Below are 23971 nucleotides of genomic sequence, written 5' to 3' on the forward strand. Positions count from 1 at the left end.
CAGGTGAATTACAAAACCCTACTTACCGTCAAACCATCGCGAATAGGCAATAAAACCGTTTCAACTCTTGGGTCGTTTTTCAATAAAAGATTGTATTCCAACAAAATTTTGGTGCTGATATCATTCTTTTGTAGAGGTTCCAATACTTTTCCGCTCCACAATACATTATCCGAAAGAATAATGCCTCCTTTGTTCATTTTTGGAACAATCAATTCAAAATAATTGATGTAATTTTCCTTGTCGGCATCGATAAAAACCAAATCAAATTTAAATTCCAAAGTTGGAATAATATCCAAAGCTTCCCCGAGATGTTGCACAATTTGTTTACCCCAAGGTGATTTGTCAAAATGTTTGCGCTGAAAATCAACCAATTCTTCTTTGATGTCAATCGTGTGAAGTATTCCGTTTTCCTGAATTCCTTCGCACAAACACAAAGCCGAATAACCCGTATAAGTCCCAATTTCAAGAATATTCAAGGGGCGAATTAATTTGGCCAACATACCCAAAACTCTTCCTTGAAAATGTCCGCTTAACATTCGAGGCAACAAGACTTTTTGATATGTTTCCTTGTTTAAAGCCGCCAACAATTCGGGTTCTTTTTCGGAATGTTGCTCGATATAATTTTCTAAATCTTGGGAAATGAAGTGCATTAAAGTAAACTATTTATTGGGTCGTGAAGAGAGTTGAATATTTTAATTATTCTAATTTCATCGTTTTTAAATTGATATAAAATTTTGTAGTTACCTTCAATTATTCTTCTACAATCTTTTCTGTATTCATCAATTTGAAATTGGTCAGGAAAAACAATTTGTCTTGGAGCTAATGAAATACTTTTTAGTCTAGATTTTGATAGATTATTTTTTATTTTTCTTAAATCTCTTTTAGATTCTGATGACCAAATTATTTTAAATTTATTCATCATACCAACTGTCTATTTCTTTTTCCAAATCTTCCTGAGAAATATATCTTCCATTTTCAAAATCAGCAATTCCTTTGTCGATTTCCTCATTATACTGTTTTAAGGTCAATGGTTTTCCAGCTATATCATAAGCAACAACTGGTTCAGAAACACTATCAATAGTAGTTTCAACAAACTCATCATCAGTTAAATAATTATCAAAAACAGAAGAAACGATACGTAATAAACGTTCGTCGGCATTTTCGATTTGCAATTGAATTTTCTGTTTTAATTCTGGAAGTCCCATAGCTTTTGGTTTTACAAAAACAAAGTTACAAAATAAAATTTTGAGCGTCAGAAAAATTCAAAATTATTCAAATTTGTAACTAACTTTGCACGATGATGGAAAAAAAAGACATTCGGGCCTTATCCAAAGAACAATTACGTGACTTTTTTGTTGCCAATGATGATCAAGCTTTTCGTGGAAACCAAGTCTACGAATGGCTGTGGAGCAAAGGTGCGCATAGTTTTGACGATATGACCAATGTGGCTAAGGCGACGCGAACAATGCTCGAAAATAATTTTGTCATTAATCACATCAAGGTCGATACAATGCAACGAAGTGAGGACGGAACGGTAAAAAATGCGGTTCGTTTGCACGATGGTTTGGTGGTTGAAAGTGTATTAATTCCCACCAATACTCGAACAACGGCTTGCGTTTCGAGCCAAGTGGGGTGCAGTTTGGATTGTAATTTTTGCGCCACTGCACGACTGAAAAGAATGCGAAATCTGGAACCTGCAGAAATTTATGACCAAGTCATTGCCATAGATAAAGAAAGTCGTTTGTATTACAATCATCCGTTGTCGAATATTGTTTTTATGGGAATGGGCGAACCCCTTATGAATTACAACAATGTAATGAAAGCCATCGAAATGATTACTTCCAACGAAGGATTGGGAATGTCGCCAAAACGCATCACAGTTTCCACATCTGGTATTCCGAAAATGATTAAAAAAATGGCAGATGACGAAGTGAAATTCAACTTAGCCGTTTCTTTACATTCCGCTATTGATGAAATTCGTTCCAAAATTATGCCTTTCAGCGAAAATTTTCCTCTAGCAGATTTAAGAGAATCATTGGAATATTGGTACCGAAAAACTAAAAGTAAAATTTCCTTTGAATATGTAGTTTGGAAAGGAATCAATGACAATAAAGAATCCGTTGATGCCTTAGTCAAATTCTGCAAATATGTTCCCTGCAAAGTAAATTTAATTGAATACAATCCCATTGATGACGGAGAATTTCAACAAGCTTCCGAGGAATCAATCAATGCCTATATAAAAGCATTAGAGGCGACAGGAATCGTTGTAAAAGTGCGAAGAAGCCGTGGAAAAGATATTGATGCAGCTTGCGGACAATTAGCTAATAAGGAAGCATAAAAAAAAGGGGTTCATAGCGGTGAACTCCTTTTTCTATCAAATATAAATTTTGTTTACTTTCTAAACTCCCTCTCCGTTGGAGAGTTCCGATAGCTATCGGAAGGAGTGAGGATTCTATTTTTTTAGCACAATTTCTTTTGAAACTCCATTTATTGTAATGGTTGCCAATTTATCACAATCTCCGTTGCCGTAATCTAAGGTAGCTTTTCCATCGTTTTTTACGATTTCAACAACACCCGAAACTGGAAATGGCATTTTGCAACTCATTTTAAATAGAAGTGCTTGTGTTTTTTGTGTAGTGCAAGTATACTTTGAACCATTAGGAAAAGTGGTGATATGGTATCCCCAAACTTTGAAAACATTGTCTTCCCAATTAGCAAAAGTTGCAAATCCCTCAACCATTTCTCGAACTCTTGTTCCAATTCTTGTGTAAATTTTACCATCTGGGAATGTGATTTTCACATCAATAGAATGTGTAGTTACCGGGTGTATTGCTGCTAATAAATCAGATGCTTTAAGTTCACGAGTAATCGTTTTGCTTCCTTCAATTAATTTGTCGTTGTGATAAAAACCTTCTAATTTGTAAGAAATCACTTTTATTGGAGTTGTAAAGTCTCTAGAAAAACTAATAATAATTTTCCCCTTTAAAACATTTCCGTTCGGTAATGCACATCCTAGAGTACCAAAATCAATAGTTCGTGTATAAGTATCATTGGTTAAAACTGACGTAATAGTTACACACGGAGGCAACATACTATTAATAGGCGCGCTCAGTTTGCCCACCGTACTTTTTTGTACATCAAATTGGTCTTCAGTTATGATAGATATATCATCAACTGTGGCATCGATTTCTGTATTTACAACTGTTTCATCAGCCGTAATTGCGTTTGAAGTTGCTGCTTCAGTAGCGGATTCATTGTTACAACCAATAAAAAAACTCACGGATAACAATGTAGCGAATAATAAAATTTTGTTTTTCATAATAATTAATTTTTAGGTTTAATTCTTTGACAGATAAATTAGCAAAAGGTTTAAATGGGACTTTAAATTTATGTAAAAAATTAGAACTTAAACGCGTAAAAGGTTTATAATCGATCAACTACACGTTTTTAATCGTTTTGTATATCAATAAATAACAAAGAATTGCAGTTTTTATTGTAAAACAGTTTTTATATTTTAAGTTACATACTCCAAAAGTGATATTCACTATTTAACAAAATAAGTTAGTAAAAAATCACAGTTACTTAATTAAAGTACATACCGTTATTTAATCCGAAAGCAGTATATTTGAACTCTAATGAATATCACTTCTCAAATAAAGCAGCCCATCGTAAACGAGATGGAACTTTTCGAAAAAAAGTTCTACGAATCGATGATTTCAAAAGTAGCTTTGCTCAACAGAATTACGTATTATATTGTCAATCGAAAGGGAAAACAAATGCGTCCAATGTTTGTTTTCTTGACTGCGAAAATGGTTTCGCAGGGAATTGTAAACGAAAGAACGTATCGTGGCGCATCAGTAATTGAATTGATTCATACTGCCACTTTGGTTCACGATGATGTGGTAGATGACAGCAATAGACGGAGGGGTTTTTTCTCAATAAATGCACTTTGGAAAAATAAAATCGCAGTACTTGTTGGCGATTATTTACTTTCTAAAGGGCTGTTACTATCTATTGACAATGGCGATTTCGATTTACTGAGAATCATTTCAGTGGCTGTACGAGAAATGAGTGAAGGCGAATTATTGCAAATAGAAAAAGCCAGAAGACTTGATATTACTGAAGACATTTACTATGAAATCATCCGAAAAAAAACAGCAACATTAATTGCTTCCTGTTGTGCATTAGGAGCAAAATCAGTGATTGAAGATGATATTCAGGTCGAGAATATGAGGAAATTTGGAGAACTCATCGGCATGGCTTTTCAAATTAAAGACGATTTATTTGATTATACTGAAGAGGCCATTGGCAAACCCACCGGAATAGACATCAAGGAACAAAAAATGACTTTGCCATTAATTCACGTTTTGAATAATTGCACCTCCAAAGAAAAATCTTGGCTTATCAATTCCATCAAAAACCAAAATAAAGACAAGAAACGGGTAAAAGAAGTTATTGCATTTGTAAAAGACCAGAATGGACTGCTCTATGCTGAACAAAAAATGGAGCAATTCCAGCAAGAAGCACTTCTACTTTTAGACAATTATCCAAAATCTGAGTTTCGAGACGCCTTGATTTTGATGGTAAACTATGTCATCGAAAGAAAAAAATAAATTTTTTAAATAAATTTACACCTTCTCAGACCTTAATTTTATTAAGGTTTTTATTTTTATGTAAAAATTTTTCATTGCCGATGCAACCTTTTTGCAACCCATCTCGTCTTACTTATAGAAACACTTTATAAATACAATTTGAAAGTACTTTACTTACATCAACAAGAAAATGAAATCATTCAATTGGCAATCGACAACAATCGATTTGCCCAACAAAAGATATACGCCAAATTTTCTTCTAAAATGTTAAGTGTTTGTAGACAATATATCAAGGACATTCATCAAGCCGAAGACGTTATGATTACTGCTTTTACGAAAGTGTTCGTTCATTTGAAAAATTTTGAAAAAAAAGGAAGTTTTGAAGGTTGGATTAGACGAATTATGGTCAACGAATGTATTTCACATATTAGGGTTCAAAAAAAAGTTAGTTTTCTCGAAGAGGAACAGTACGTTGAAGACAGTTTCAACAATATTGAAAGCCAATTTTCTGTTGATGATATTCAGTTTTTAATTGACAGTTTACCTGATGGATATAAAATAATTTTCAATTTGTATGCGATAGAAGGTTACAAACACAAGGAAATTTCGAATATGTTGGGCATTAACGAAGGGACATCAAAATCACAATTGTCACACGCTCGAAAAATATTAAAAGAGCAAATACTGACGCTAAAAAATTATAGCAATGGAACTGAATAAATTAGAAACACAGTTCAAGGAAAAATTGAATTCTCGAGAAATCAAACCAACAGCAATGGCTTGGGATCGATTGGACGCCATGTTGACTGTTGCTGCGTTGAGTGATAGCGGACAAGTTCAGAAACCAAAACGCATGTTCAATTGGCTTTATATTGCGGCTAGTTTTATTGGTTTTCTTTTGATTGCAACTGTTTTTTTTAATAAAAAAGAAAACACAATAAACATCAAAAAAAATACGGTTGCAATTAAAAATACAATCCCTGCAGAAAGTTCAAGAACAACAATTTTAGCACCAAAAACCGAAATACTTACGTCTAAAATCAAGATAAATCAGGAAACAAATTCGTTAGTTCAATCAAAAAGAAAACGCGTAAATATCATTAAAAATTTAATTCCGAGTTTAGATAAAAAAGGGGAATTGGATACTGCGATTCAAGAGAATCAAATTGTTTTAACTTGTACTGGAACTCCTGAAAACATTGATAATTTGATTGAATCCGTAGAGAAAAATTCAAATTTAGATCTAAAAAAACCTTCGATAAAAATAAATTCATCAGCATTATTACATCAAGTTGACGAAGAATTACAAGTTTCATTCAGAGAAAAAGCATTAAACACCATAACCCAGAAATATAAAGAAACGAGAGAAGCATTAGTAAACAGAAACAATCAATAATAATCATCATCGATAGTCAAAAAACGAACAATTAAAATTTTAACATTATGACAAAAATTATCTTTTATCTAACGGTATTTATTCTACTTTTTATCAGTAAAATACAGGCACAGGACTCGATCCTTAAAGACGAACACTCTCATCAATCCTTTGAATCGCAAGTAAAATTGATCTCCTCAAAGATTGAAAACATTACAAAAGAAGAAAAATTAGCTTTAAAAATTGAAGTCGAAGCGGTTAATGTAGACTTAGAAAATGGCAAAATCACAAAAGAAGAAGCAGAATCCAAAAAACAAAAATTAGCCGAAACTAGAGCTAAAAACATTGAAAACAGAATAGGCCTCGAACAAGAAAACCTTAAGAATTTAGTGCAACAGAAAGTTGATGGCAAGATTGCGGAAGAATATAAACCAAACTCTTTTGCTTTCGTTTTCTCAAAATCGTCTGGGAAAAATAGAGAAAAATATCAAAGAAAACAGGACTCTATTGCTAATGCTCCGGAAAAAAGAACCACTTCACAATTTGTTTTAGCATTTGGAGCCAACAATCTAGTAACAAACAAAGTGGTTGCCAACTCTGACTTTTATTACTGGCAATCTCGTTTCTTCGAATGGGGATTTACTGAAAATACAAGAATTTTCAAAAATCACAATGTATTGCATTTGAAATATGGGTTTTCTGTAATGTACAATACCATTTGCCCCACTGGGAATCGTTATTTTGTAGCAGCTCCGAATAACCAAACCAACCTAGAAATTTTCCCATACAAATTAGAAGACTCTCGTTTCAAAAATGTGTATCTAGTTGCGCCTTTGCATTTGGAATTCGACTTTTCGGGCAATAAATCAAACTTAGGAAATTCTAGTTTTTCTTCTCACAAAGGCGTTCGTTTTGGAATCGGCGGCTATGGAGGTTTTAGAGTAAAATCAAAGCAAAAAATGTATTACACTATTGACGATGATAAAATTAGAATAAAAACAAAAGGCGACTTTAATGCCAATGATTTTATTTATGGCGTAAGTACGTATCTTGGCTACAAGGAAACGAGTTTGTACTTGAAATATGATTTAAATCCATTGTTCAAAAATAACGGAGTAGATCAAAATAACATTTCACTTGGTGTTCGCTTCGATTTCAATTAGAATTTTTGAATCATAACAAAAAAATCTCGCCATTGCTGACGAGATTTTTTTATTTTAAATTAGGAGATTGCTTTGCTTCTTGACTCGCATCGCATCGCAATAACTACAAGATTAACATTGCATCGCCGTAAGAATAAAATTTATAACCTTCTTTGATGGCTTCCTCGTATGCTTTTTTCATTAGATCGTGTCCACAAAAAGCTGAAATCATCATTAATAAAGTTGATTTTGGGGTATGAAAATTAGTAATCATACAAGTTGCCACGCTGAAATCGTGTGGAGGAAAAATAAATTTATTAGTCCAACCATTATAAGGGTTTAGTGTTCTTTGTGACGAAACCGAACTTTCTATAGCACGCATCGAAGTTGTTCCTACAGCACAAATACGTCTCTTTTTTACTTTTGCATCATTAACAATATCACAAGCTTCTTGCGTAATGTTTAATTCTTCTGAATCCATTTTATGTTTTGATAAATCCTCAACCTCAACAGGATTGAAAGTTCCCAAACCTACGTGAAGCGTTACTTCGGCAAATTTAATTCCTTTGATTTCTAGTTTTTTCAACAAATGCTTAGAAAAGTGTAAACCTGCAGTTGGTGCTGCAACAGATCCTTCTTCTTTGGCATAAATCGTCTGATACCGCTCGGCGTCTTCCGGAGTTACCTCTCTGTTGATGTATTTTGGAATTGGAGTTTCACCCAATTCAGTTAATTTATTTCTAAATTCTTCGTAAGAACCATCGTAAAGAAAACGCAAAGTTCTTCCGCGTGAAGTTGTATTGTCGATTACCTCTGCTACTAACGAATCGTCATCACCAAAATACAATTTGTTACCAATACGGATTTTACGTGCTGGATCTACCAATACATCCCAAAGACGTTGTTCAGAATTTAATTCTCTTAACAAGAATACTTCGATTCGAGCTCCCGTTTTTTCTTTATTTCCGTACAAACGTGCTGGAAAAACTTTCGTGTTATTCAAAATTAGGACGTCACCTTCATCAAAATAATTGATAACATCTTTGAACATTTTGTGTTCTATAGTTTGCTTTTTTCTGTCAATAACCATAAGACGAGATTCGTCTCTGTTTTCGGCTGGATATTCTGCAAGAAGTTCTTTTGGTAAATTGAATTGAAAATGGGATAATTTCATTTGATAAAGTTAGAAGTTAGAAGTTAGAAGTTAGAAGTTTTTCGCCTTCAACTTTAACCAAGTGCAAATATACGATTGTGAGATAGGCGTTGTCAAGTGTTTTGCGGTTTATTTTGCTTTTTGCCGTAAAGACGGCAGGTCACGAAGTTTACTTTCACTATACAAATAAGTAGAAAGAACAAAATGGTGTCGATTTTTTTTACCATTTAAGACATATAAGAACATTTACGTTTTTTGATTGTATCGCTTATGTGAACTTATATGCCTTATATGGTAAGATTTGATGTATAAATGTTCCAATGCGACAATAATTGATTCTTTCTACTTTTATCCAAAAATTATAATTGATATACTATATTTGCACAACATTCGGGATGTAGCGCAGCCAGGTAGCGTACTAGCATGGGGTGCTAGGGGTCGCTGGTTCGAATCCAGTCATCCCGACTTTTTTCTAAATTTTTTGGTTCTCAATATCAAAACCTATTTGTCGTAAATCTTCCCAAAAATCTGGGTATGATTTTGAAACTACTTCAGCATTTTCGATAATAATAGGCACTTTTAATGCTAATGGGGCGAATGCCATTGCCATTCTATGGTCGTTATAAGTAGAGATTGCCACGTTCCTCGCAATGACATCGGTTGTAGCGGCAAGAGTCAAACTATCGTTCGTCACGGAAATAATGGCTCCCAATTTTGTCAGTTCAATTCTTAAAGCTTCTAATCTGTCGGTTTCTTTAATTTTCAATGTATGCAGTCCTGTTAGATGACAACCTATTCCTAGTCCAAGGCAGGTTACGACAATAGTTTGAGCGATGTCTGGAGTGTTATTGAGATCTATGTTTAATGTTTCAAGTTTAAAGTTGGGTTGTTTGACCAATGTTATTTTGTTTTCTTCAAAATGAGTCTCCACTCCCATTTTGGCATAAATTTCGACTAAATCGGAATCGCCTTGCAAACTATTTTGTTTGTAACTTGACAATGTGATTTGTGTCCCTACTTCCGACAAAGCTACTATACTGAAAAAGTAAGAAGCTGAACTCCAATCGGATTCCACAGTTAAGGTTTGTGGTTTTGGGTTTTGGGTTATCGGTTTTACTGTGATGACATTTTCTTCAAAAATAGTTTCGACACCTATTTCATTCAGCAATGCCAAGGTCATCTTGATATAAGGAATAGAGGTAATTTCGCCTACCAAAGTCAATTCGATGCCGTTCTCTAGTTTTGGAGCTACTAACAACAAAGCCGAAATGTACTGACTACTTACATTTGCAGGAATACTCACTTTATTCTTTGTGATTTTTTGTCCTTTGATTCGAATGGGCGGATAGCCTTCTTCATATTCGTAAGAAATTTGTGCCCCTAATTGTTGCAAGGCTTCGACCAATACTTTTATCGGGCGTTCTGTCATTCTTTGCGAACCTGTCAAAACCACTTCTCGCCCTTCGTTGACAGCAAAATAGGCCGTTAGAAAACGCATTGCAGTACCTGCGTGATGAATGTCTATAATTTGGGTGTTGGGTGTTGGGTGCTGGGTGCTGGGTTCTGGGTTCTGGGTATTTGGTGCTGGGTGTTGGGTGTTGAGAACCAAGGCTTTTTGCATTACTTCGCTATCATCCGAATTGGAAGTGTTTTCTAAAGTAATAGATGGGAATAAAGCTTGCAATAACAATAGTCTGTTGGTTTCGCTTTTTGAACCAGTTATTTTAATATCAGAATGCAGGTTGCAGATTGCAGATTGCAGTAGTAAATTCATATTTGTAGTTATGAGTTATGAGTTCTATGTTATGAGTTCTAACTTTCGACCCCAACTAATTTTGGGGCGCAATTTACTATTACTCCATCACAATTCATAATTATTTCAGCTTTTCGTTGTTTTTGTGGCGGTCTTTGTCACGAACTGATTTCAAGTCCATTTTTTTGTCGAAAGCTTCTTGCAAATCGATTCCGGTTTGGTTGGCGAGACATAAAACTACGAAAACTACATCGGCGAGTTCTTCGCCCAGGTCTTTGTTTTTGTCGCTTTCTTTTTCGGATTGTTCGCCGTAACGACGGGCAATTATTCGGGCAACCTCACCTACTTCTTCTGTAAGTTGCGCCATATTGGTCAATTCGTTGAAGTAGCGAACGCCGTGTTCTTTGATCCAAGTGTCAACGACGAGTTGGGAGTTTTTTAGGTTCATTTGTATATTTATTTAAAACCCAAAGATATTTAATCTAAAAATTGATTCCTTATATTTTCTTCAAAACAATTTTCTCATTTTGTTTGTCGATCATTTGCTGGAAGAAGCCTTTTAAAACCGGATAAAAATCGGCCGAAACTATGGCGGAATTGACCGTAGTTGTGCTGGCAACTTGTATTATAGTACCGTTGTTGACAATCATAAATTTAAAAGAACCAATTCCGTCACCTGTACCAATATTTACCGATGCTGGCATAGATTCTACTGCGTATCCCTCGGGAATGCTGATGCTGATGTTGCACTTATTTTGAGATGGATACCCAAAATCTATTGGGTATTCTCTCGCTTCTTGTTTGAATGGATTTTCTTTTGATGCTAAAAACAACATTGGTGAAATATAAATTTTGCCGTTGATCACCTCAACATTTCTATTATCCTTAAAGGAATACGTTTCAATTATTGGTTTCGATAAGTCGAGGTCGTTTTCTCTTTTATAATCGCTAATCTCCATATTGTTATTTTGGGTTTCTAACTCTTCTAAGTAAACATCATTCGTTTTTGATAAATGTTTCTTTCTATAGGATCAGGCTTCATGGTCTGTGAGTTGTCTCCTCAGTTTTCCGTCGGCTGAACCGTCGTTTTTCAACACAACATTCATATTTATTGCTTCTCTAGATAGTGTATTTGGCATTAAATCTACAGCGGTCGAAGTGCCATCTTTGCGAATTAATCGTCCCACCCAATTCAAATCTCGTAAAGGTAAAACATTGGGCGCCGAATATACTTCGGTTGCATCCATTACTATCAATCCTTCTGGAGTTTCGACTGCGGCAAGCACGGCATTAAACGCGGTTCTACTCGGAAAAAAAGCAATGCCGTTATCGCGAGTACTAATTAAAACTGGATTGGCATTGAATCCCGCAAAACGTAACATGGCAGTGAGCATCAAATTGATTTCGGCAGTATTCCCAGTTTTATTTTTATAAGCTGTTTTTACTCCATCATCACACGAATATCCGGTAAATTTATTCCATTTTACATTCGATTTGACATAATTGAATACCGCTGCAATGCGCTCATTTTGAAGATTGATTCCAGTAAGCAATTTAGTAATATCATCATCAAAATAACCAGTTTTGTTGCGTTCTGGCCCAAAATCATCATAATCATAAATGGTTTTAACCACGGATTCCCAATCAGTAGAATACATTTTTGTTGGAGAATTTGGATATTTAGTCATTGCTAATTCATGAGAAATCCTAGAGGTATAATTATCAATATTATTTACAAATGCTTCCTCTTTCATCGCTGGTAGATTTTCTAATAAATAGGAAGAATGGGTTTCGCTAAAATCTATTTTATCGCTAGAAAAAGTGGTGCGCGAAACGTAACCATTTTGCTCTCTTTCCTTGTTCATCAATACAATCGAATTTGATTTCTTTTCGACATTTATTTTTGGAGAAAATGCACCCGTTAGATTTTGATTGTAATTAAAATATTCCGGAATATAGGTGTTGTATTCAGAGTAATTTACTGGAATACTAGTCTGAAAAAACCATTCGTTTAAGGAACCGTACCTTGGCGACCTTATTTCATATTCGTATTCTAGAACAGTACCTTTTTTTACATTAGGCATCGTTATTTTTTTTCGATTCCAATATTTATTCACATTTATGGCAAATTCTCCATCACTTTTCAGCTTTGTCTTTTCGATTTTCCCGTTTACTAAATTATAGGTAATAACATCCGCAAAACTTACACTCTCCTTTGAATCAGAATCAATATAATAACTTACTTCTTGATTTGCCCATTCATACCCTTCTTTTTTGTAAATCTTGATTCGAGTTTTGACCGTTGTAACAATTACAAAACCCTTATTTTGATCGTATTGAAATCGCACATCTCCTTTTTTGAATAAAATTGCTGCCACCGCTGAACTGTCTTTGGGATGCGATTTCTCTTGAAGTTCAGCAATCGATACTTTTCCTAATTTAAATTCTTGGGAATTAGAAAAGAAAAAGCTAAAAAATAAAATAAATGGTAGTAGGTTAGTTTTCATAAGATTTATTGGATTTTAGTTAAGACTATTTTTTCATTTTGTTTGTCCATTATTTGTTGCAAAAAGCCTTTTAAATCGGCGTAATAATCTGGCGAGACGATAGCGGTGGTAACGTCCTTAGTAATAGCTACCTGAATATTAGTTTCAGTTTTGGTAATCAAAAACTTAAATGTCCCTATTTTATTTACAGCAATATTCAGTGAAGCAGGAACCGACTCCACGACAAAACCCGCTGGAATACTGATGCTGATGTTGTAGCGTTCTTGTTTCGGGAAACCAAAATCTACAGGATACAATCGATCCTCTTGCTTAAAAGGATTATTGCCTGAATTCAAAAAAAACATGGGTTTGATATACATTTTACCAGCAATGAAATCTACATTTTTGTTTTGTTTGAATTTGAATTTTTCTATTATTGGTTCCGATAAATTCTTGTCGTTGTCGCGGCTGTAGTCACTTATTTCGATCGCTCCGTTTCTGTTTTCTAAATTTTCTAGATAAATAGTAGGGTCTTGTGCTAAGAATTTTTTTCTGAATTCAAGCGCTGCATGGTTGGAATGTTGAAATCGGGCTTGACCCTCAATGGCACCGTCGGGTTTCAGTGTAACCATCATACTCTTGACCTCTAAGGCGGAAGTTTTAGGCGTTAAATCAACCTCAATAGAAGTGGCGTCTTTGCGAATTAATCGACCCAGCCAGTTTAAATCTCGCAGGGGCAAAATATTAGGTTCAGAATATTTTTCGGTAGCATCCAGCAATACCAAACCCTCTGGCGTTTCTACAGCTGCAAGTACAAAGTTGAAGGCGTTCCTGCTAGGAAAAACCGGAATGCCGTTGGCGCGTGTACTAATCAAAACGGGGTTAGCAGTAAGTCCTGCAAAACGCAACATAGCGGTAAGCATCAAGTTGATTTCGGCACAGTTGCCTGTTTTGTTTTTATAGGCTGCTTTTACGCCTTCGTTGCAACCGTAACCAGCGTTATTGTTCCATTTTACGGTATTTTTTACATGGTTTAATAGTCCAGTGATAATCTCGGATGGTGTCTTTAAGTTTACTAATAGCGCTTTAACATCTTCCTCAAAATACCCCGACTTATTGAGTTCTGCTCCAAAACTATCATATTCGTATATGGTTTTTACTACTGCTTCCCAATTAGTCGAATAATATTTTATTTTAGTTTGAGGATAGCTAATACTGGACAACTCGTGATCAATACCTGCAATATAATTTTCCATATTATTTACAAAGGGCTCTTCTTTTATGGCCGGCAGGTCTTTGGCGGAATACGTAGCTTTGGCCTCTGTAAAACTTAGATTTTGATTCTGATAGGAAACACTATTGCCGGTCTGAACACGATTAGGATCTGTATAGTTGATGCTTCTTCCTTCTCTATTGTTGAGTATTGCAATAGGGAAAAATCCTTTTTGGCTAATTCTAAAATCAAAATATTCTGGAATAGCGGTTGCAAACTCAGAATAATTTACTGGCACCTCATATTGAAAACGCCATTCCATCAAAGAACCAATATTATTCGATTTGGTTGAATATTCATATTCTATTACACATCCCTCTTTTATATTGGGCATTGTAATTTTCTTTTGTGCAAAGTTTTGGTTTATTTTTTCAACAAATATGCCATCAATTCCTAGTTTGGTTTTCTCCATTTTGCCGTCTACTAAATTATAGGTCACTGCATTTTCTATTTTCACGTTGGCATCTGACCCTTTGTATAGATAATACGGGACGTTGAAATTGGCAAAGTGGTACCCTTCTTTTTTATACACCTTGATTCTAGTTTTTACGGTAGTGATAATTTCGAAACCAGTTTCGGGCGAATAATCAAACTGCACATCTCCCTTTTTAAACAAGATTGCCGCGACAGCCGAGCTGTCTTTAGGATGAAATTTTTGTTCTAATTCCGCAACCGAAACTTTGCCTAGTTTGAAATCTTGGGCAGTAACAGTTGCGAAATAAAATAGTAACAATACAATAATTAATGGTAAATTGTTTTTCATTTTATAGTTTTTTAGAAAGTATAATTTTCGAATTATCGTATCTGGAAATTTGATCCATAAAAAGACGGTATTCCTCATACTCAGTGTCTATATACAACCCTTTTTTAAGTAAAATCGAACGTTTGTATAGTAGATTTAGAGCATCTTTTTTTATTATTTCTATTTTGTATTCTCCGAATTTACTGGTCAATTCAAATTTACTGGGCAAAGATTCTATTGCAAATCCTTTAGGCAATGCTATCGCAATTTCATCAACATCATAGTAGCCTCTCGGGACTTCAAAAGGATTCTTGCGATTCCGAATTCGCCTAACTGTTTTAAAATTTGGGTTGAAAGCATTTATCACGAACATCATTTTATTATTGGTAATACTGCCATAGTTAACGGCGCTAATGGCGATATTTTCAGTAAAACTTATTTTTTCTTTATCATTAACAAAAGTAGCTTTCTCTATTTTCAAATTACTAATGTTCTCCCAATACTCTTTATAATGCTTTTCCTTATCGGTAGGAGCTGCCGTTTCAATATGGTATTTTTGACCGTATTGTGTTCCAGTAGAAATCATTGTAATCTGACCTGAAAAATCACCGTTTTCGGAAATAGAATACTCCCCTATACTTATTTGGGTATTATCTTTATTTTCATAGCTTTTTGTTCTAACAATTTCTGCCCCATCGGGTTTGATGATAACTACGTCGCGGTCGTCAGTAAAGTTTGCTTGAAATCCAAAAGGATTATCTTGACTGGTACATTCTAAAAAAACATAATTATTGCCATCCGGAATAGTTAAAATCATATGGTTGCCTTGGATAGATACCATATCTGCTTCGATATTGTGTTTGTTTCCATCGCCGTATAATAAGGTGAGATAGGACGGAACTCCAACAGCGCTTAGAAGGGATTTTGCATAATTGCTCAGCGCCTTGCAATCGCCATAACCCAAACGGTCAACATCAGTTGCAGGCATTGGTTTCCAGCCGCCAATACCCACTTGAATACTCACATATCTTGATTTTTCTTGCAAATATTTATACACAATTCTTGCTTTCTTAAGAGGATCGGTTTCCGCACCAATCAAGTTTTTTATTTTCAACTTCGTTTCCTCTGGTATTGCAGCAGTTCCTGTTAAAATTTTATCCGCATACCATTGTCCGTATTCTTTCCAGGTTTTTGCATAACCATCAACACCTTCCAAATGAAAAAGTTCTAAACTCATCATTACTCTGGGATAAACAATGTAGGCTGGACTTTGTTCCTCGTATTTTTGAGCAGGGATAGCATTTACTGTATAAGAAAGCTGATTGGCATTATCCACGGTTTTCTCGATTTTGAATCTAGAAAAATTGAACTCTTTTTTTTTGAAACCCAAATTATTAGGATAATTTACATTCAATATACATTTCTCAAGGCTTACTAAATCAGCCCGCAAAGGTTGCCATTGCGGAATAAAAGCAGTGGTCGAAGTTTCGACTTCGCTTTCATAAACAGCCGTAAATGGGTACTGAATAGGGGTATAATTGTAAAACAGCACTCTACTATCCGAAAAAACGGTGCCGCCATCAGTGGCGCAATAATCTACAAAATCTTTTCTTTTTATTTTCTTCACTAAGTTGCCCGCTGCATCCAAAAAAGTGGTTTGTATGTTTTTTATAGTGGTGCCGTTCCTATAAAATTCTTGTAAATGAACAGCGTCCTGACCATTTTCATTGAGCACCGTAACCACTCGTTTGTTCTTCAGAGTCATACTTCGTTGCGATGTGATCAAAATGTCTATTTGATCTAAACGGACCACAGCATTGGCATTTAGCTTTAAACTATCAGGAATAAGTGTTATAGAATATTCTGGTTTTTGAGCAAAAATTGTAGAAGAAATTAAAAAAAGAATAAACGAATAAAAAAGAGAATTCATACAAGTAATGTTTTTTTCAAAATTAGGAAAACATTCTTAAGAATAATCTTAAATTACTGTTTATTTTTACTATCTATAATTATCGTTACTGGCCCATCATTAAGGAGGAGTACTTTCATATCGGCACCAAAAACTCCGGTTTGCACTTTTTTACCCAATGCTGCCTCTAACTGCTTCACAAATAGCTCATAGAGTGGAATAGCAATTTCTGGTTTTGCTGCTTTGATATAGGAAGGGCGATTGCCTTTTTTGGTCGAAGCCTGAAGGGTAAATTGAGAAACAACAATGACATCGCCATTAATGTCTTTTACAGAAAAATTCATCACTTCACTTTTTCCTCCCTCTCCTTCGGGGAGGGTTGGGGTGGGGCTAAAAATGCGAAGATTAGCAATTTTTTGGCAAAGCCAATTGATGTCTTCTTGAGTATCGGCCTCTTCGATGCCTACAAGAACCAATAATCCCTTTTGGATATCGGCTACAATTGTAGCATCGACGGAAACGGAGGCGGAAGAAACTCTTTGGATTACGGTTTTCATAGCCCCCTAACCCCCGAAGGGGGAATTTGTAAAATTGTTATAAATAGTATTTCTCATTTTCCTTTTTTAAAATCATCATTACTGTTCCCCCTTCGGGGGTAAGGGGGCTTATTTCCTCGTTTCATCACTTGCTTTTCGGTCTTCGTCAAAGGAATCGGTGCGGTAATTTTCGTCGTCGCCTTCTAGGATTTTCAGGTAACTATTATAGCGCGACCAAGCGATTTCATCTTTTTCTAAAGCTGCTTTGATGGCACAATGTGGCTCTTCTTTGTGCAAACAATTATTGAATTTACATTGGACTTTCAACTTAAAAAACTCCGGAAAATAACCGCTGATTTCTTCCTTTTCCATATCGACAATCCCAAACCCTTTGATCCCCGGCGTGTCAATTATTCGAGCATCGAAACTCAAATCATACATTTCGGCAAAAGTTGTGGTGTGTTGTCCCTGCTTGCTGGCTTCGGAAATGGTTTTAGTTTTTAGATTCAAAGTCGGTTCCAAAGCATTGACCAATGTTGATTTTCCGACACCAGAATGCCCACTAAACATACTCACTTTGCCTATCATCATCGCTTTCAATTCGTCAATACCTGTACGTTCTTTGGCAGAAGCGCGAAGGCATTTGTATCCAATGGTGGAATAAATATGCTGCAAATACAATTGTTCGTCCAATGTTGCCTTATCGAAAGTGTCAATTTTATTAAAAACCAAAACCGTTTCTATTCCGTAAGCTTCGGCAGTTACCAGAAAACGATCGATAAAATTAGGCGTTGTTGGCGGATTATTGATAGTGATTAAAAGAAAGACCCGATCAATATTCGATGCAATAATGTGCATTTGATGCGACAAATTTACTGATTTTCTGACGATATAATTCTTTCTTTCGTGGATTTTGTGAATGGTTCCTGTAACCGTATCTGAGGTTTCTTCGAGTTCATAATCTACACTATCACCCACGGCGATTGGATTCGTACTTTTAATTCCTTTGATCCGGAACTTTCCTTTCATACGACACTCGATAAAATCGCCTTGATCGGATTTTACGGTGTACCAACTTCCTGTAGATTTATAAACGGTTCCTGTCATTGAAATTTTAGATTGCTGATTTTAGATTTTAGATTCGAATGTCTGCAAAGATAAATGAATGTTTTTCGATTCAAGTTTAATGTCTGCTTTTTTTGAATTGCTTACATGTAAAAAATCCCCACAATTTTAAAAAATCATGGGGACTTATTTTATTTAAAATACCGAATTATGAATTTAATATTTTCTCTTGGTGTTCAATACTTTCTTGGTGAATATCCTTGAATAACCTCACAATAAACTCTTCGGTCAGTCCTTTTTTAGCACCTTCGGCAATCATTTTTGCTTGAATTTCATTCCAACGGTTGTTTTGAAGAACGGCCACATTATTTTCTTTTTTCACTTGACCAATTTCATCCGCTACTTTCATACGTTTTCCTAAAAGCTCTAATAAATTGGCATCTAAAACATCAATATTAGCCCTTAGTTTGGTCATTTTATTTTCAAAATCACTATCTCCGCTTACTTTTCTAATTTTCAAATCCTTGAAAATTTGTTTCAAAGCATCTGGAGTTACTTGTTGAGCAGCATCACTCCAAGCATTCTCAGGATCATTATGAGTTTCAATAATCATCCCATCATAATTCAAATCCAAAGCTTCTTGAGTCACTTCAAGAATCATATCACGGTTTCCTGTAATGTGCGAAGGATCGATAATTAATGGTAAATCAGGAAATTTATTTTGCAATTCGATAGCAATTTGCCATTCAGGAATGTTTCTATATTTTGTTTTTTCATACGTAGAAAAACCTCTATGAATTACTCCTAATTTTTTTATTCCGGCCATGTACAAACGCTCTACACCACCCAACCACAAAGCCATATCTGGATTTACTGGATTTTTTATCAATACAATTTTATCGGTTCCCTTCAATGTATCGGCAATTTCTTGAACAGCAAACGGATTTGCAGTCGTACGAGCACCAACCCATAAAACATCGATATCAGCTTCTAAAGCCAACTTGCAATGAGCAGCAGTAGCAACCTCAGTTCCCATTAGCAAACCGGTTTCAGCTTTTGCTTTTTTCAACCATTTCAATCCAATTTCACCCACACCTTCAAATCCTCCCGGACGTGTTCTTGGTTTCCAGATTCCCGCTCTAAACACGCTTACATCTGAATCTTTTAGCGCGTGAGCAATTTTCAAAACTTGTTCTTCTGTTTCAGCACTACAAGGTCCTGCAATTACGAATGGATGAGTCAAATTGAATTCATTCAACCAATTTCTCATTTCTTTCTTGTTTTCCATCTTTTCTAATTTTATTTTTTTATTGTTTTATTAGGTGTTGTTCTTTTTTCTAACTGTAAGCTGCGACTGAATACTATCCCGAAGCTTCGGGACTGACCACTGCCTACTTCTTCATTCCGTTTAATATTTCTTTAATTTTATTCACGCTTTGCATTTCGTTGAAAATCGCATCGTAATCATCTTGCTCCAATAACTCTTTGAAATGAGTTAAATTGGCAATGTACTCTTCCAATGTTTTTACCACTTGCTTTTTATTTTGTTTGAAAATCGGTGTCCACATGGCTGGTGAACTTTTGGCCAAACGCACCGTACTTTCGAATCCAGAACCTGCCATATCAAAAATATCCTGCTCGACTTTCTCTTTATCAATCACCGTTTTTCCGAGCATAAACGAACTAATATGCGACAAATGCGATACGTAAGCAATGTGCTTGTCGTGCGATTTTGGATCCATATATCGGATTCTCATTCCCATCCTTTTAAACAATTCCAAGGCTTTTTCCTGTAATTTGAAAGTTGTTTTCTCTACCTCGCAAATAATATTCGTTTTCCCTTGAAATAAGTTTTTTATCGCAGCCGAAGGTCCAGAAAATTCAGTTCCCGCAATAGGATGTGTGGCAATAAAATTTCTTCTTCTTGGATGATTTGTTACTGCTTCGCAAATAGGCGTTTTGGTCGAACCGACTTCAAAAACTATTGTATTTTCTCCGATAGCATCCAAAACTTTAGGTAACAGCGTCAAGGCAACATCCACAGGAACCGAAACTATCACAAAATCGGCTTCCGACAAATCATCAAATGTGGCAGCCTTGTCAACAACTCCCAAAGCAATGGCTTCCGCCAAATGGCTTTCGTTAGTGTCAATTCCATAAATAGTCGCGTCTGGATGTATTGATTTGATGTCCAAAACCATCGAACCTCCTATTAATCCTATTCCTATTACGTGTACTTTCATTTTCTTTAATTGCAAATTATTTAGACGCGATAAATCGCGTCTCTACGCAAATCTATCTATTGCTTCTTGTACTTTTTCTTCTTTTACACAAAGTGCGAATCGGATATATCCTTCACCATTGCTGCCGAAAATAGTTCCCGGCGTTATGAATATTGATTTTTCGTATAATATTTTATCAATAAAATCTTCCGATGAAGTTATTCCTGCTGGCAATTTTGCCCAAACAAATAATCCAACACCTTCTTTGTATACTTCACAACCTAGCTTTTCAGCTAATTGTTCCGTTAAAATTCTTCTTTTTTTGTAAACAGCGTTCATCGAATCGAACCAAGATTGATCGCTTTTCAAAGCGGCAATCGCTCCTTTTTGGATTCCGAAGAACATTCCGCTGTCCATATTGCTTTTCACTTTCAAAACAGCATCGATACAAGCTGCATTTCCTAAAACCATTCCCACTCGCCAACCTGCCATATTGAATGTTTTTGATAGAGAATTTAGTTCCAATGCTACTTCCTTCGCCCCTTCAACTTGCAACAAACTCATTGGACTATCATTCAAAACAAAACTGTATGGATTATCATTTATCAACAATATGTTGTGTTTTTTGGCGAAAGCCACTAACTTTTCGAACAATGCTAAACTTCCTCTCGCACCTGTTGGCATATGAGGATAACCCAACCACATCAATTTCACTTTCGATAAATCTAAATTCTCCAAAGCTTCAAAATCAGGTTCCCAATTATTAGCTGCTGCTAAATCGTAATAAACTGGAACTGCTCCAACCAAATTCGTCACTGAAGAGTAAGTCGGATAACCTGGATTCGGAATCAAAACGTGGTCTCCTTCGTTCAAAAAAGCCAACGAAATATGCATAATTCCTTCTTTGGAACCCATCAAAGGCAAAATTTCGGTATTCGGATTTAAGGCAACTCCATAATTATTCTGATAAAAATCAGCCATTCCAGTTCTCAATTCTGGTAATCCTTGGTAACTTTGATATTGATGCGCATTTTCTTCCTGCATTGCCAAAGTAACGGCATCAATAACCGCTTGTGACGGTCTCAAATCCGGGCTTCCAATTCCCATATTGATGATGGGTTTCCCTTCGGAAGCCAATTGTCTTACTTCCCTCAATTTTGAGGAGAAATAATATTCTTCAACTATATCTAAACGCTTTGCGAGCCCCACCCCAGCCCTCCCCAAAGGGGAGGGGGCTGAGACTGCCGCGTTTTCTGAAATGATATTTTTTTGTAAATCTTTCAATTTGTTGTTTTTTTAATTCAAAAATTATATAATTTCTTGCGCCATAATTCCCCCTTCGGGGGTTAGGGAGCTACGGTTTTGTATTTTTATATTCTCCTAATACTTTGAAATATTCGGCCATAATTTCCATTAATGATTTTGCTTTGGCGTAATCTTCGTATTTATCGAAAGTAACGTCCACAAAAAACGAATATTTCCAAGGTGTTTCAATTTTTGGCAAGGATTGAATTTTGGTTAAATTCAATTTGCAATCGCTCATTACATTCAAAACTGCAGCCAAACTTCCACGTTTATGATCCAACTCAAATTTTATCGAAGCTCTATTTATTTCGCTTTCCTCAACAAATGAATTCTCCTTTTTAATAATAACAAAACGTGTCATATTGTTATTAATAGTTTGTATTTCCGGGGCTAAAATATCTAAATCGTACATTTCAGCTGCTGTTTTACTCGCTATTGCGGCAATTCCTGAAAGTTGTTTTTTTTGAATTCTACGAGCAGTTTCGGCAGTATCTTTATCTTCAACTAATTTAATTTTCGGATATTTTTTCAAGAATTCCATACATTGCAACAGTGCCATTGGATGGGAATGAACTTCTAAAATATCTTTAATATGCTGCCCTTTCAGCGCCATTAGATTTTGATGAATATCTAAATAATGTTCACCGATAATGTGTAAATTGTTTTTGTCAATCAAGGCATAATTCGGAATAATGGGACCAGCGATGGAATTTTCAATTGCCATAACTGCTTGATCTGATTTTCCAGATAGCAAACTATCAATCAATTTATCAAACGACATACATTCATCAACTTCTACAGCAGCACCAAAATATTCTTGCGCCACCTGATGGTGAAAGGAGCCTATTATGCCTTGGATTGCAATCCTCTCCCCGACCCTCTCCAAAGGAGAGGGAGAAGCTATGGAAGTAGTTTGCTTATTTGTTGTGCTCATAAATATTCAAAAAAAAATCCTGATTTTCATCAGGATTGCATATTAGTTTTATTTGTTTCTTAATCTTTCAAATAACCATAGACAATCCCTACTTCCTAAAGAAGAAATAGTAAGTATTGCTAAAATAAAAACGGTTAGTTGACATTATGTTTCTGCTTTTTGTTAAAAATTCTTTGCGAATGTATAAATTATTTTTTGGTAACCCAAAATAATAATTGTATTTATTGAACAAAAAAGAGAATTATCTACAAAATTCGTTTTTCATTGAATATTATTTAAAAATCGAGTTTAAAATCGAATTTTTAAGCAAATAAATTTAAGTGCTTTCGGCATAAAAAAACCACTCTAATTCAATAATCATATATGATAATTAGTTATTTAATCCTTGTAGGGGTATCTTGTCCATTTATAATGGTCTGCGAACTTATGGCGATAGACTTCACAATTTCGGTCATATTATCTAAATCCAATGTTGAAACCTCATCACTCAATTGGTGATAGTTCGGTTCTGAATCCATTTTTGAAGTAGAAATTGTGTGAGCGGGAACTCCTAAAGCGGCTAATCTAGCATTGTCAGAACGATAAAAAAGTTGCTCACTTGGATAAGGGTCAGGATTGAAATTAAAATTAGAGCCCTTCAAGTTTTTTTGCAAAGTTTCCCCAAAATCCGATTTTTCGAAACCCGTTATGTAAGCCGAATTTTTGCCCCATTTACTTTCTGTGCCAATCATTTCAATATTAAACATGGCAACAACTTTATTTGAATCAATGTTTTCAGAGAAAAACTTTGAGCCAAAACCGCCCACTTCTTCACCAGTAAAAGCTACAAAAATAATTGTTCTTTCGTTTTGATTCAATTCTTTGAAATACTTTGCTAAAGCTATTATTGCTGTAGTTCCTGAAGCATCATCATTGGCACCATTGTAGACTTTGTCTTCTCCGCTTTTAACAACTCCCAAATGATCGTAATGCGCTGAAAAAATGACAAATTCTTCAGGTCTAGATTTTCCCAGCAAAATGCCAATTATATTATTTGCAGGTTTTCGTTTGACAACAAATTCTTGTCGGTAATTCTTTAAATCCTTAAAATAGCTAAGATTAATTTTTTTAAATTCATTTTCAATAAATGCCGAAGCCGAATCAATGCCCATTGTAAAAATAGCTCTTCCTTGCATTTTATCCGAAGCCAATTCGGTTTCGATCCTAACAATTTCTTGTTGTTGAATTATCGGTTTTTCTTGAGCTTGTATTACAAGTCCAAGAAAGAGAAAAAATAATACACTTCCTTTTTCCATTTATTATTTAATTTTGAGTTTTAGAATATTGGTAAATATATAAATTCAAAATCATTAATGTCCGATAAAAAATAAAAACGGCTATTTCTATTTTTTATCTTATTGTTATTCAGTTGTTTATTTTTTATACTCTGTCATTTTTAAAAACAAGGTGTCAAAAAAAAGATAATTGTTCTATTTCAGCTTTAT

At 35.1% G+C, this 23971-nt stretch carries 23 protein-coding genes and 1 tRNA gene; 6 read left to right on the forward strand and 18 right to left on the reverse strand.

Annotated features, from left to right (window positions below):
- Positions 1 to 8: 8 nt before the first annotated feature.
- From RMO83_RS05795 to RMO83_RS05805, 3 genes are read right to left on the reverse strand one after another with little or no spacing between them, the layout of a single operon-like run.
- Positions 9 to 650 carry an O-methyltransferase gene (locus RMO83_RS05795; protein WP_310558728.1) on the reverse strand — a complete coding sequence of 214 codons (642 nt, stop codon included), beginning with the start codon at positions 648 to 650 and terminating at the stop codon, positions 9 to 11.
- Positions 650 to 922, reverse strand: coding sequence for a type II toxin-antitoxin system RelE/ParE family toxin (locus RMO83_RS05800; protein ID WP_310558729.1), 273 nt, complete (start codon positions 920 to 922; stop codon positions 650 to 652). The genes RMO83_RS05795 and RMO83_RS05800 overlap by 1 nt, the downstream gene beginning before the upstream one ends.
- Complete coding sequence (locus tag RMO83_RS05805) at positions 912 to 1205, reverse strand: hypothetical protein (protein WP_310558730.1); 294 nt, start codon at positions 1203 to 1205, stop codon at positions 912 to 914. The genes RMO83_RS05800 and RMO83_RS05805 overlap by 11 nt, the downstream gene beginning before the upstream one ends.
- Positions 1206 to 1297: 92 nt before the next feature.
- Here RMO83_RS05805 and rlmN point away from each other — a divergent pair, with 92 nt between their 5' ends.
- Entirely contained in the window at positions 1298 to 2338 is a 1041-nt protein-coding gene (rlmN, locus tag RMO83_RS05810) for a 23S rRNA (adenine(2503)-C(2))-methyltransferase RlmN (protein ID WP_310558731.1), read from the forward strand.
- Between the two features lie 114 nt (positions 2339 to 2452).
- Here rlmN and RMO83_RS05815 read toward each other — a convergent pair whose 3' ends face one another.
- Positions 2453 to 3319, reverse strand: a complete 867-nt coding sequence (locus RMO83_RS05815; RefSeq protein ID WP_310558732.1) for a hypothetical protein — start codon at positions 3317 to 3319, stop codon at positions 2453 to 2455.
- A 316-nt stretch (positions 3320 to 3635) separates the two neighbouring features.
- Here RMO83_RS05815 and RMO83_RS05820 point away from each other — a divergent pair, with 316 nt between their 5' ends.
- The 4 genes from RMO83_RS05820 (at position 3636) to RMO83_RS05835 (ending at position 7130) form a co-directional block, all read left to right on the forward strand.
- Positions 3636 to 4613 carry a polyprenyl synthetase family protein gene (locus tag RMO83_RS05820; RefSeq protein WP_310558733.1) on the forward strand — a complete coding sequence of 326 codons (978 nt, stop codon included), beginning with the start codon at positions 3636 to 3638 and terminating at the stop codon, positions 4611 to 4613.
- A gap of 138 nt (positions 4614 to 4751) precedes the next feature.
- A complete protein-coding gene (locus tag RMO83_RS05825; RefSeq protein ID WP_310558734.1) occupies positions 4752 to 5312 on the forward strand; it encodes an RNA polymerase sigma factor in 561 nt (186 codons plus the stop codon).
- Positions 5299 to 5988, forward strand: coding sequence for a hypothetical protein (locus RMO83_RS05830; RefSeq protein WP_310558735.1), 690 nt, complete (start codon positions 5299 to 5301; stop codon positions 5986 to 5988). Before RMO83_RS05825 ends, RMO83_RS05830 begins: the two co-directional genes overlap by 14 nt.
- Positions 5989 to 6035: 47 nt before the next feature.
- The gene (locus RMO83_RS05835) at positions 6036 to 7130 is read left to right on the forward strand and encodes a hypothetical protein (RefSeq protein WP_310558736.1); all 1095 of its coding nucleotides are present in this window, start codon (positions 6036 to 6038) and stop codon (positions 7128 to 7130) included.
- 103 nt (positions 7131 to 7233) lie between these two features.
- Here the strand turns inward: RMO83_RS05835 and queA are convergent, their stop codons facing one another.
- Positions 7234 to 8283 carry a tRNA preQ1(34) S-adenosylmethionine ribosyltransferase-isomerase QueA gene (queA, locus tag RMO83_RS05840; RefSeq protein ID WP_310558737.1) on the reverse strand — a complete coding sequence of 350 codons (1050 nt, stop codon included), beginning with the start codon at positions 8281 to 8283 and terminating at the stop codon, positions 7234 to 7236.
- A 370-nt stretch (positions 8284 to 8653) separates the two neighbouring features.
- Between queA and RMO83_RS05845 the strand changes: the two genes are divergently transcribed.
- Positions 8654 to 8727 (forward strand) — tRNA-Pro (locus tag RMO83_RS05845).
- Between the two features lie 7 nt (positions 8728 to 8734).
- Here RMO83_RS05845 and aroA read toward each other — a convergent pair.
- The 13 genes from aroA to RMO83_RS05910 all read right to left on the reverse strand — a co-directional run bounded on the left by aroA (position 8735) and on the right by RMO83_RS05910 (position 23782).
- Entirely contained in the window at positions 8735 to 10036 is a 1302-nt protein-coding gene (aroA, locus tag RMO83_RS05850; protein WP_310558738.1) for a 3-phosphoshikimate 1-carboxyvinyltransferase, read from the reverse strand.
- A 100-nt stretch (positions 10037 to 10136) separates the two neighbouring features.
- The gene (locus tag RMO83_RS05855) at positions 10137 to 10463 is read right to left on the reverse strand and encodes a nucleotide pyrophosphohydrolase (RefSeq protein ID WP_310558739.1); all 327 of its coding nucleotides are present in this window, start codon (positions 10461 to 10463) and stop codon (positions 10137 to 10139) included.
- Between the two features lie 49 nt (positions 10464 to 10512).
- A complete protein-coding gene (locus RMO83_RS05860; protein WP_310558740.1) occupies positions 10513 to 10974 on the reverse strand; it encodes a hypothetical protein in 462 nt (153 codons plus the stop codon).
- A 72-nt stretch (positions 10975 to 11046) separates the two neighbouring features.
- Positions 11047 to 12522 (reverse strand): DUF3857 domain-containing protein, encoded by a 1476-nt coding sequence (locus tag RMO83_RS05865; RefSeq protein WP_310558741.1) that lies wholly within the window; start codon positions 12520 to 12522, stop codon positions 11047 to 11049.
- Between the two features lie 5 nt (positions 12523 to 12527).
- Positions 12528 to 14537, reverse strand: coding sequence for a transglutaminase domain-containing protein (locus RMO83_RS05870; protein WP_310558742.1), 2010 nt, complete (start codon positions 14535 to 14537; stop codon positions 12528 to 12530).
- Between the two features lies 1 nt (position 14538).
- Positions 14539 to 16446 carry a DUF3857 domain-containing protein gene (locus RMO83_RS05875; protein ID WP_310558743.1) on the reverse strand — a complete coding sequence of 636 codons (1908 nt, stop codon included), beginning with the start codon at positions 16444 to 16446 and terminating at the stop codon, positions 14539 to 14541.
- Between the two features lie 53 nt (positions 16447 to 16499).
- Positions 16500 to 16982 (reverse strand): D-aminoacyl-tRNA deacylase, encoded by a 483-nt coding sequence (gene dtd / locus RMO83_RS05880; protein ID WP_310558744.1) that lies wholly within the window; start codon positions 16980 to 16982, stop codon positions 16500 to 16502.
- Between the two features lie 108 nt (positions 16983 to 17090).
- Positions 17091 to 18068, reverse strand: a complete 978-nt coding sequence (gene rsgA / locus RMO83_RS05885) for a ribosome small subunit-dependent GTPase A (protein WP_310558745.1) — start codon at positions 18066 to 18068, stop codon at positions 17091 to 17093.
- Positions 18069 to 18234: 166 nt separating this feature from the next.
- A complete protein-coding gene (locus tag RMO83_RS05890) occupies positions 18235 to 19314 on the reverse strand; it encodes a bifunctional 3-deoxy-7-phosphoheptulonate synthase/chorismate mutase type II (protein WP_310558746.1) in 1080 nt (359 codons plus the stop codon).
- Positions 19315 to 19417: 103 nt separating this feature from the next.
- Positions 19418 to 20269, reverse strand: a complete 852-nt coding sequence (locus tag RMO83_RS05895) for a prephenate dehydrogenase (RefSeq protein WP_310558747.1) — start codon at positions 20267 to 20269, stop codon at positions 19418 to 19420.
- A 42-nt stretch (positions 20270 to 20311) separates the two neighbouring features.
- Positions 20312 to 21457: an aminotransferase class I/II-fold pyridoxal phosphate-dependent enzyme gene (locus RMO83_RS05900; RefSeq protein ID WP_310558750.1), complete on the reverse strand. Its 1146-nt coding sequence runs from the start codon at positions 21455 to 21457 to the stop codon at positions 20312 to 20314.
- 145 nt (positions 21458 to 21602) lie between these two features.
- Positions 21603 to 22487 carry a prephenate dehydratase gene (locus tag RMO83_RS05905; RefSeq protein ID WP_310558748.1) on the reverse strand — a complete coding sequence of 295 codons (885 nt, stop codon included), beginning with the start codon at positions 22485 to 22487 and terminating at the stop codon, positions 21603 to 21605.
- Positions 22488 to 22861: 374 nt separating this feature from the next.
- Complete coding sequence (locus RMO83_RS05910) at positions 22862 to 23782, reverse strand: M20/M25/M40 family metallo-hydrolase (protein ID WP_310558749.1); 921 nt, start codon at positions 23780 to 23782, stop codon at positions 22862 to 22864.
- Positions 23783 to 23971: the final 189 nt, after the last annotated feature.

It is taken from the genome of Flavobacterium sp. (assembly GCF_031423415.1).
In the GTDB taxonomy this organism is placed as follows: domain Bacteria; phylum Bacteroidota; class Bacteroidia; order Flavobacteriales; family Flavobacteriaceae; genus Flavobacterium.

Bases quoted from the DNA above. Each gene is read 5' to 3' on its own strand.
- RMO83_RS05860 (WP_310558740.1), bottom strand. From the start codon at position 10,974: ATGGAGATTAGCGATTATAAAAGAGAAAACGACCTCGACTTATCGAAA.
- RMO83_RS05895 (WP_310558747.1), bottom strand. From the start codon at position 20,269: ATGAAAGTACACGTAATAGGAATAGGATTAATAGGAGGTTCGATGGTT.
- RMO83_RS05800 (WP_310558729.1), bottom strand. From the start codon at position 922: ATGATGAATAAATTTAAAATAATTTGGTCATCAGAATCTAAAAGAGAT.
- dtd (WP_310558744.1), bottom strand. From the start codon at position 16,982: ATGAAAACCGTAATCCAAAGAGTTTCTTCCGCCTCCGTTTCCGTCGAT.
- aroA (WP_310558738.1), bottom strand. From the start codon at position 10,036: ATGAATTTACTACTGCAATCTGCAATCTGCAACCTGCATTCTGATATT.
- RMO83_RS05855 (WP_310558739.1), bottom strand. From the start codon at position 10,463: ATGAACCTAAAAAACTCCCAACTCGTCGTTGACACTTGGATCAAAGAA.
- RMO83_RS05835 (WP_310558736.1), top strand. From the start codon at position 6,036: ATGACAAAAATTATCTTTTATCTAACGGTATTTATTCTACTTTTTATC.
- rsgA (WP_310558745.1), bottom strand. From the start codon at position 18,068: ATGACAGGAACCGTTTATAAATCTACAGGAAGTTGGTACACCGTAAAA.
- RMO83_RS05905 (WP_310558748.1), bottom strand. From the start codon at position 22,487: ATGAGCACAACAAATAAGCAAACTACTTCCATAGCTTCTCCCTCTCCT.
- RMO83_RS05875 (WP_310558743.1), bottom strand. From the start codon at position 16,446: ATGAATTCTCTTTTTTATTCGTTTATTCTTTTTTTAATTTCTTCTACA.
- RMO83_RS05815 (WP_310558732.1), bottom strand. From the start codon at position 3,319: ATGAAAAACAAAATTTTATTATTCGCTACATTGTTATCCGTGAGTTTT.
- queA (WP_310558737.1), bottom strand. From the start codon at position 8,283: ATGAAATTATCCCATTTTCAATTCAATTTACCAAAAGAACTTCTTGCA.
- RMO83_RS05910 (WP_310558749.1), bottom strand. From the start codon at position 23,782: ATGGAAAAAGGAAGTGTATTATTTTTTCTCTTTCTTGGACTTGTAATA.
- RMO83_RS05805 (WP_310558730.1), bottom strand. From the start codon at position 1,205: ATGGGACTTCCAGAATTAAAACAGAAAATTCAATTGCAAATCGAAAAT.
- RMO83_RS05890 (WP_310558746.1), bottom strand. From the start codon at position 19,314: ATGGAAAACAAGAAAGAAATGAGAAATTGGTTGAATGAATTCAATTTG.
- RMO83_RS05830 (WP_310558735.1), top strand. From the start codon at position 5,299: ATGGAACTGAATAAATTAGAAACACAGTTCAAGGAAAAATTGAATTCT.
- RMO83_RS05795 (WP_310558728.1), bottom strand. From the start codon at position 650: ATGCACTTCATTTCCCAAGATTTAGAAAATTATATCGAGCAACATTCC.
- RMO83_RS05820 (WP_310558733.1), top strand. From the start codon at position 3,636: ATGAATATCACTTCTCAAATAAAGCAGCCCATCGTAAACGAGATGGAA.
- RMO83_RS05865 (WP_310558741.1), bottom strand. From the start codon at position 12,522: ATGAAAACTAACCTACTACCATTTATTTTATTTTTTAGCTTTTTCTTT.
- RMO83_RS05870 (WP_310558742.1), bottom strand. From the start codon at position 14,537: ATGAAAAACAATTTACCATTAATTATTGTATTGTTACTATTTTATTTC.
- rlmN (WP_310558731.1), top strand. From the start codon at position 1,298: ATGATGGAAAAAAAAGACATTCGGGCCTTATCCAAAGAACAATTACGT.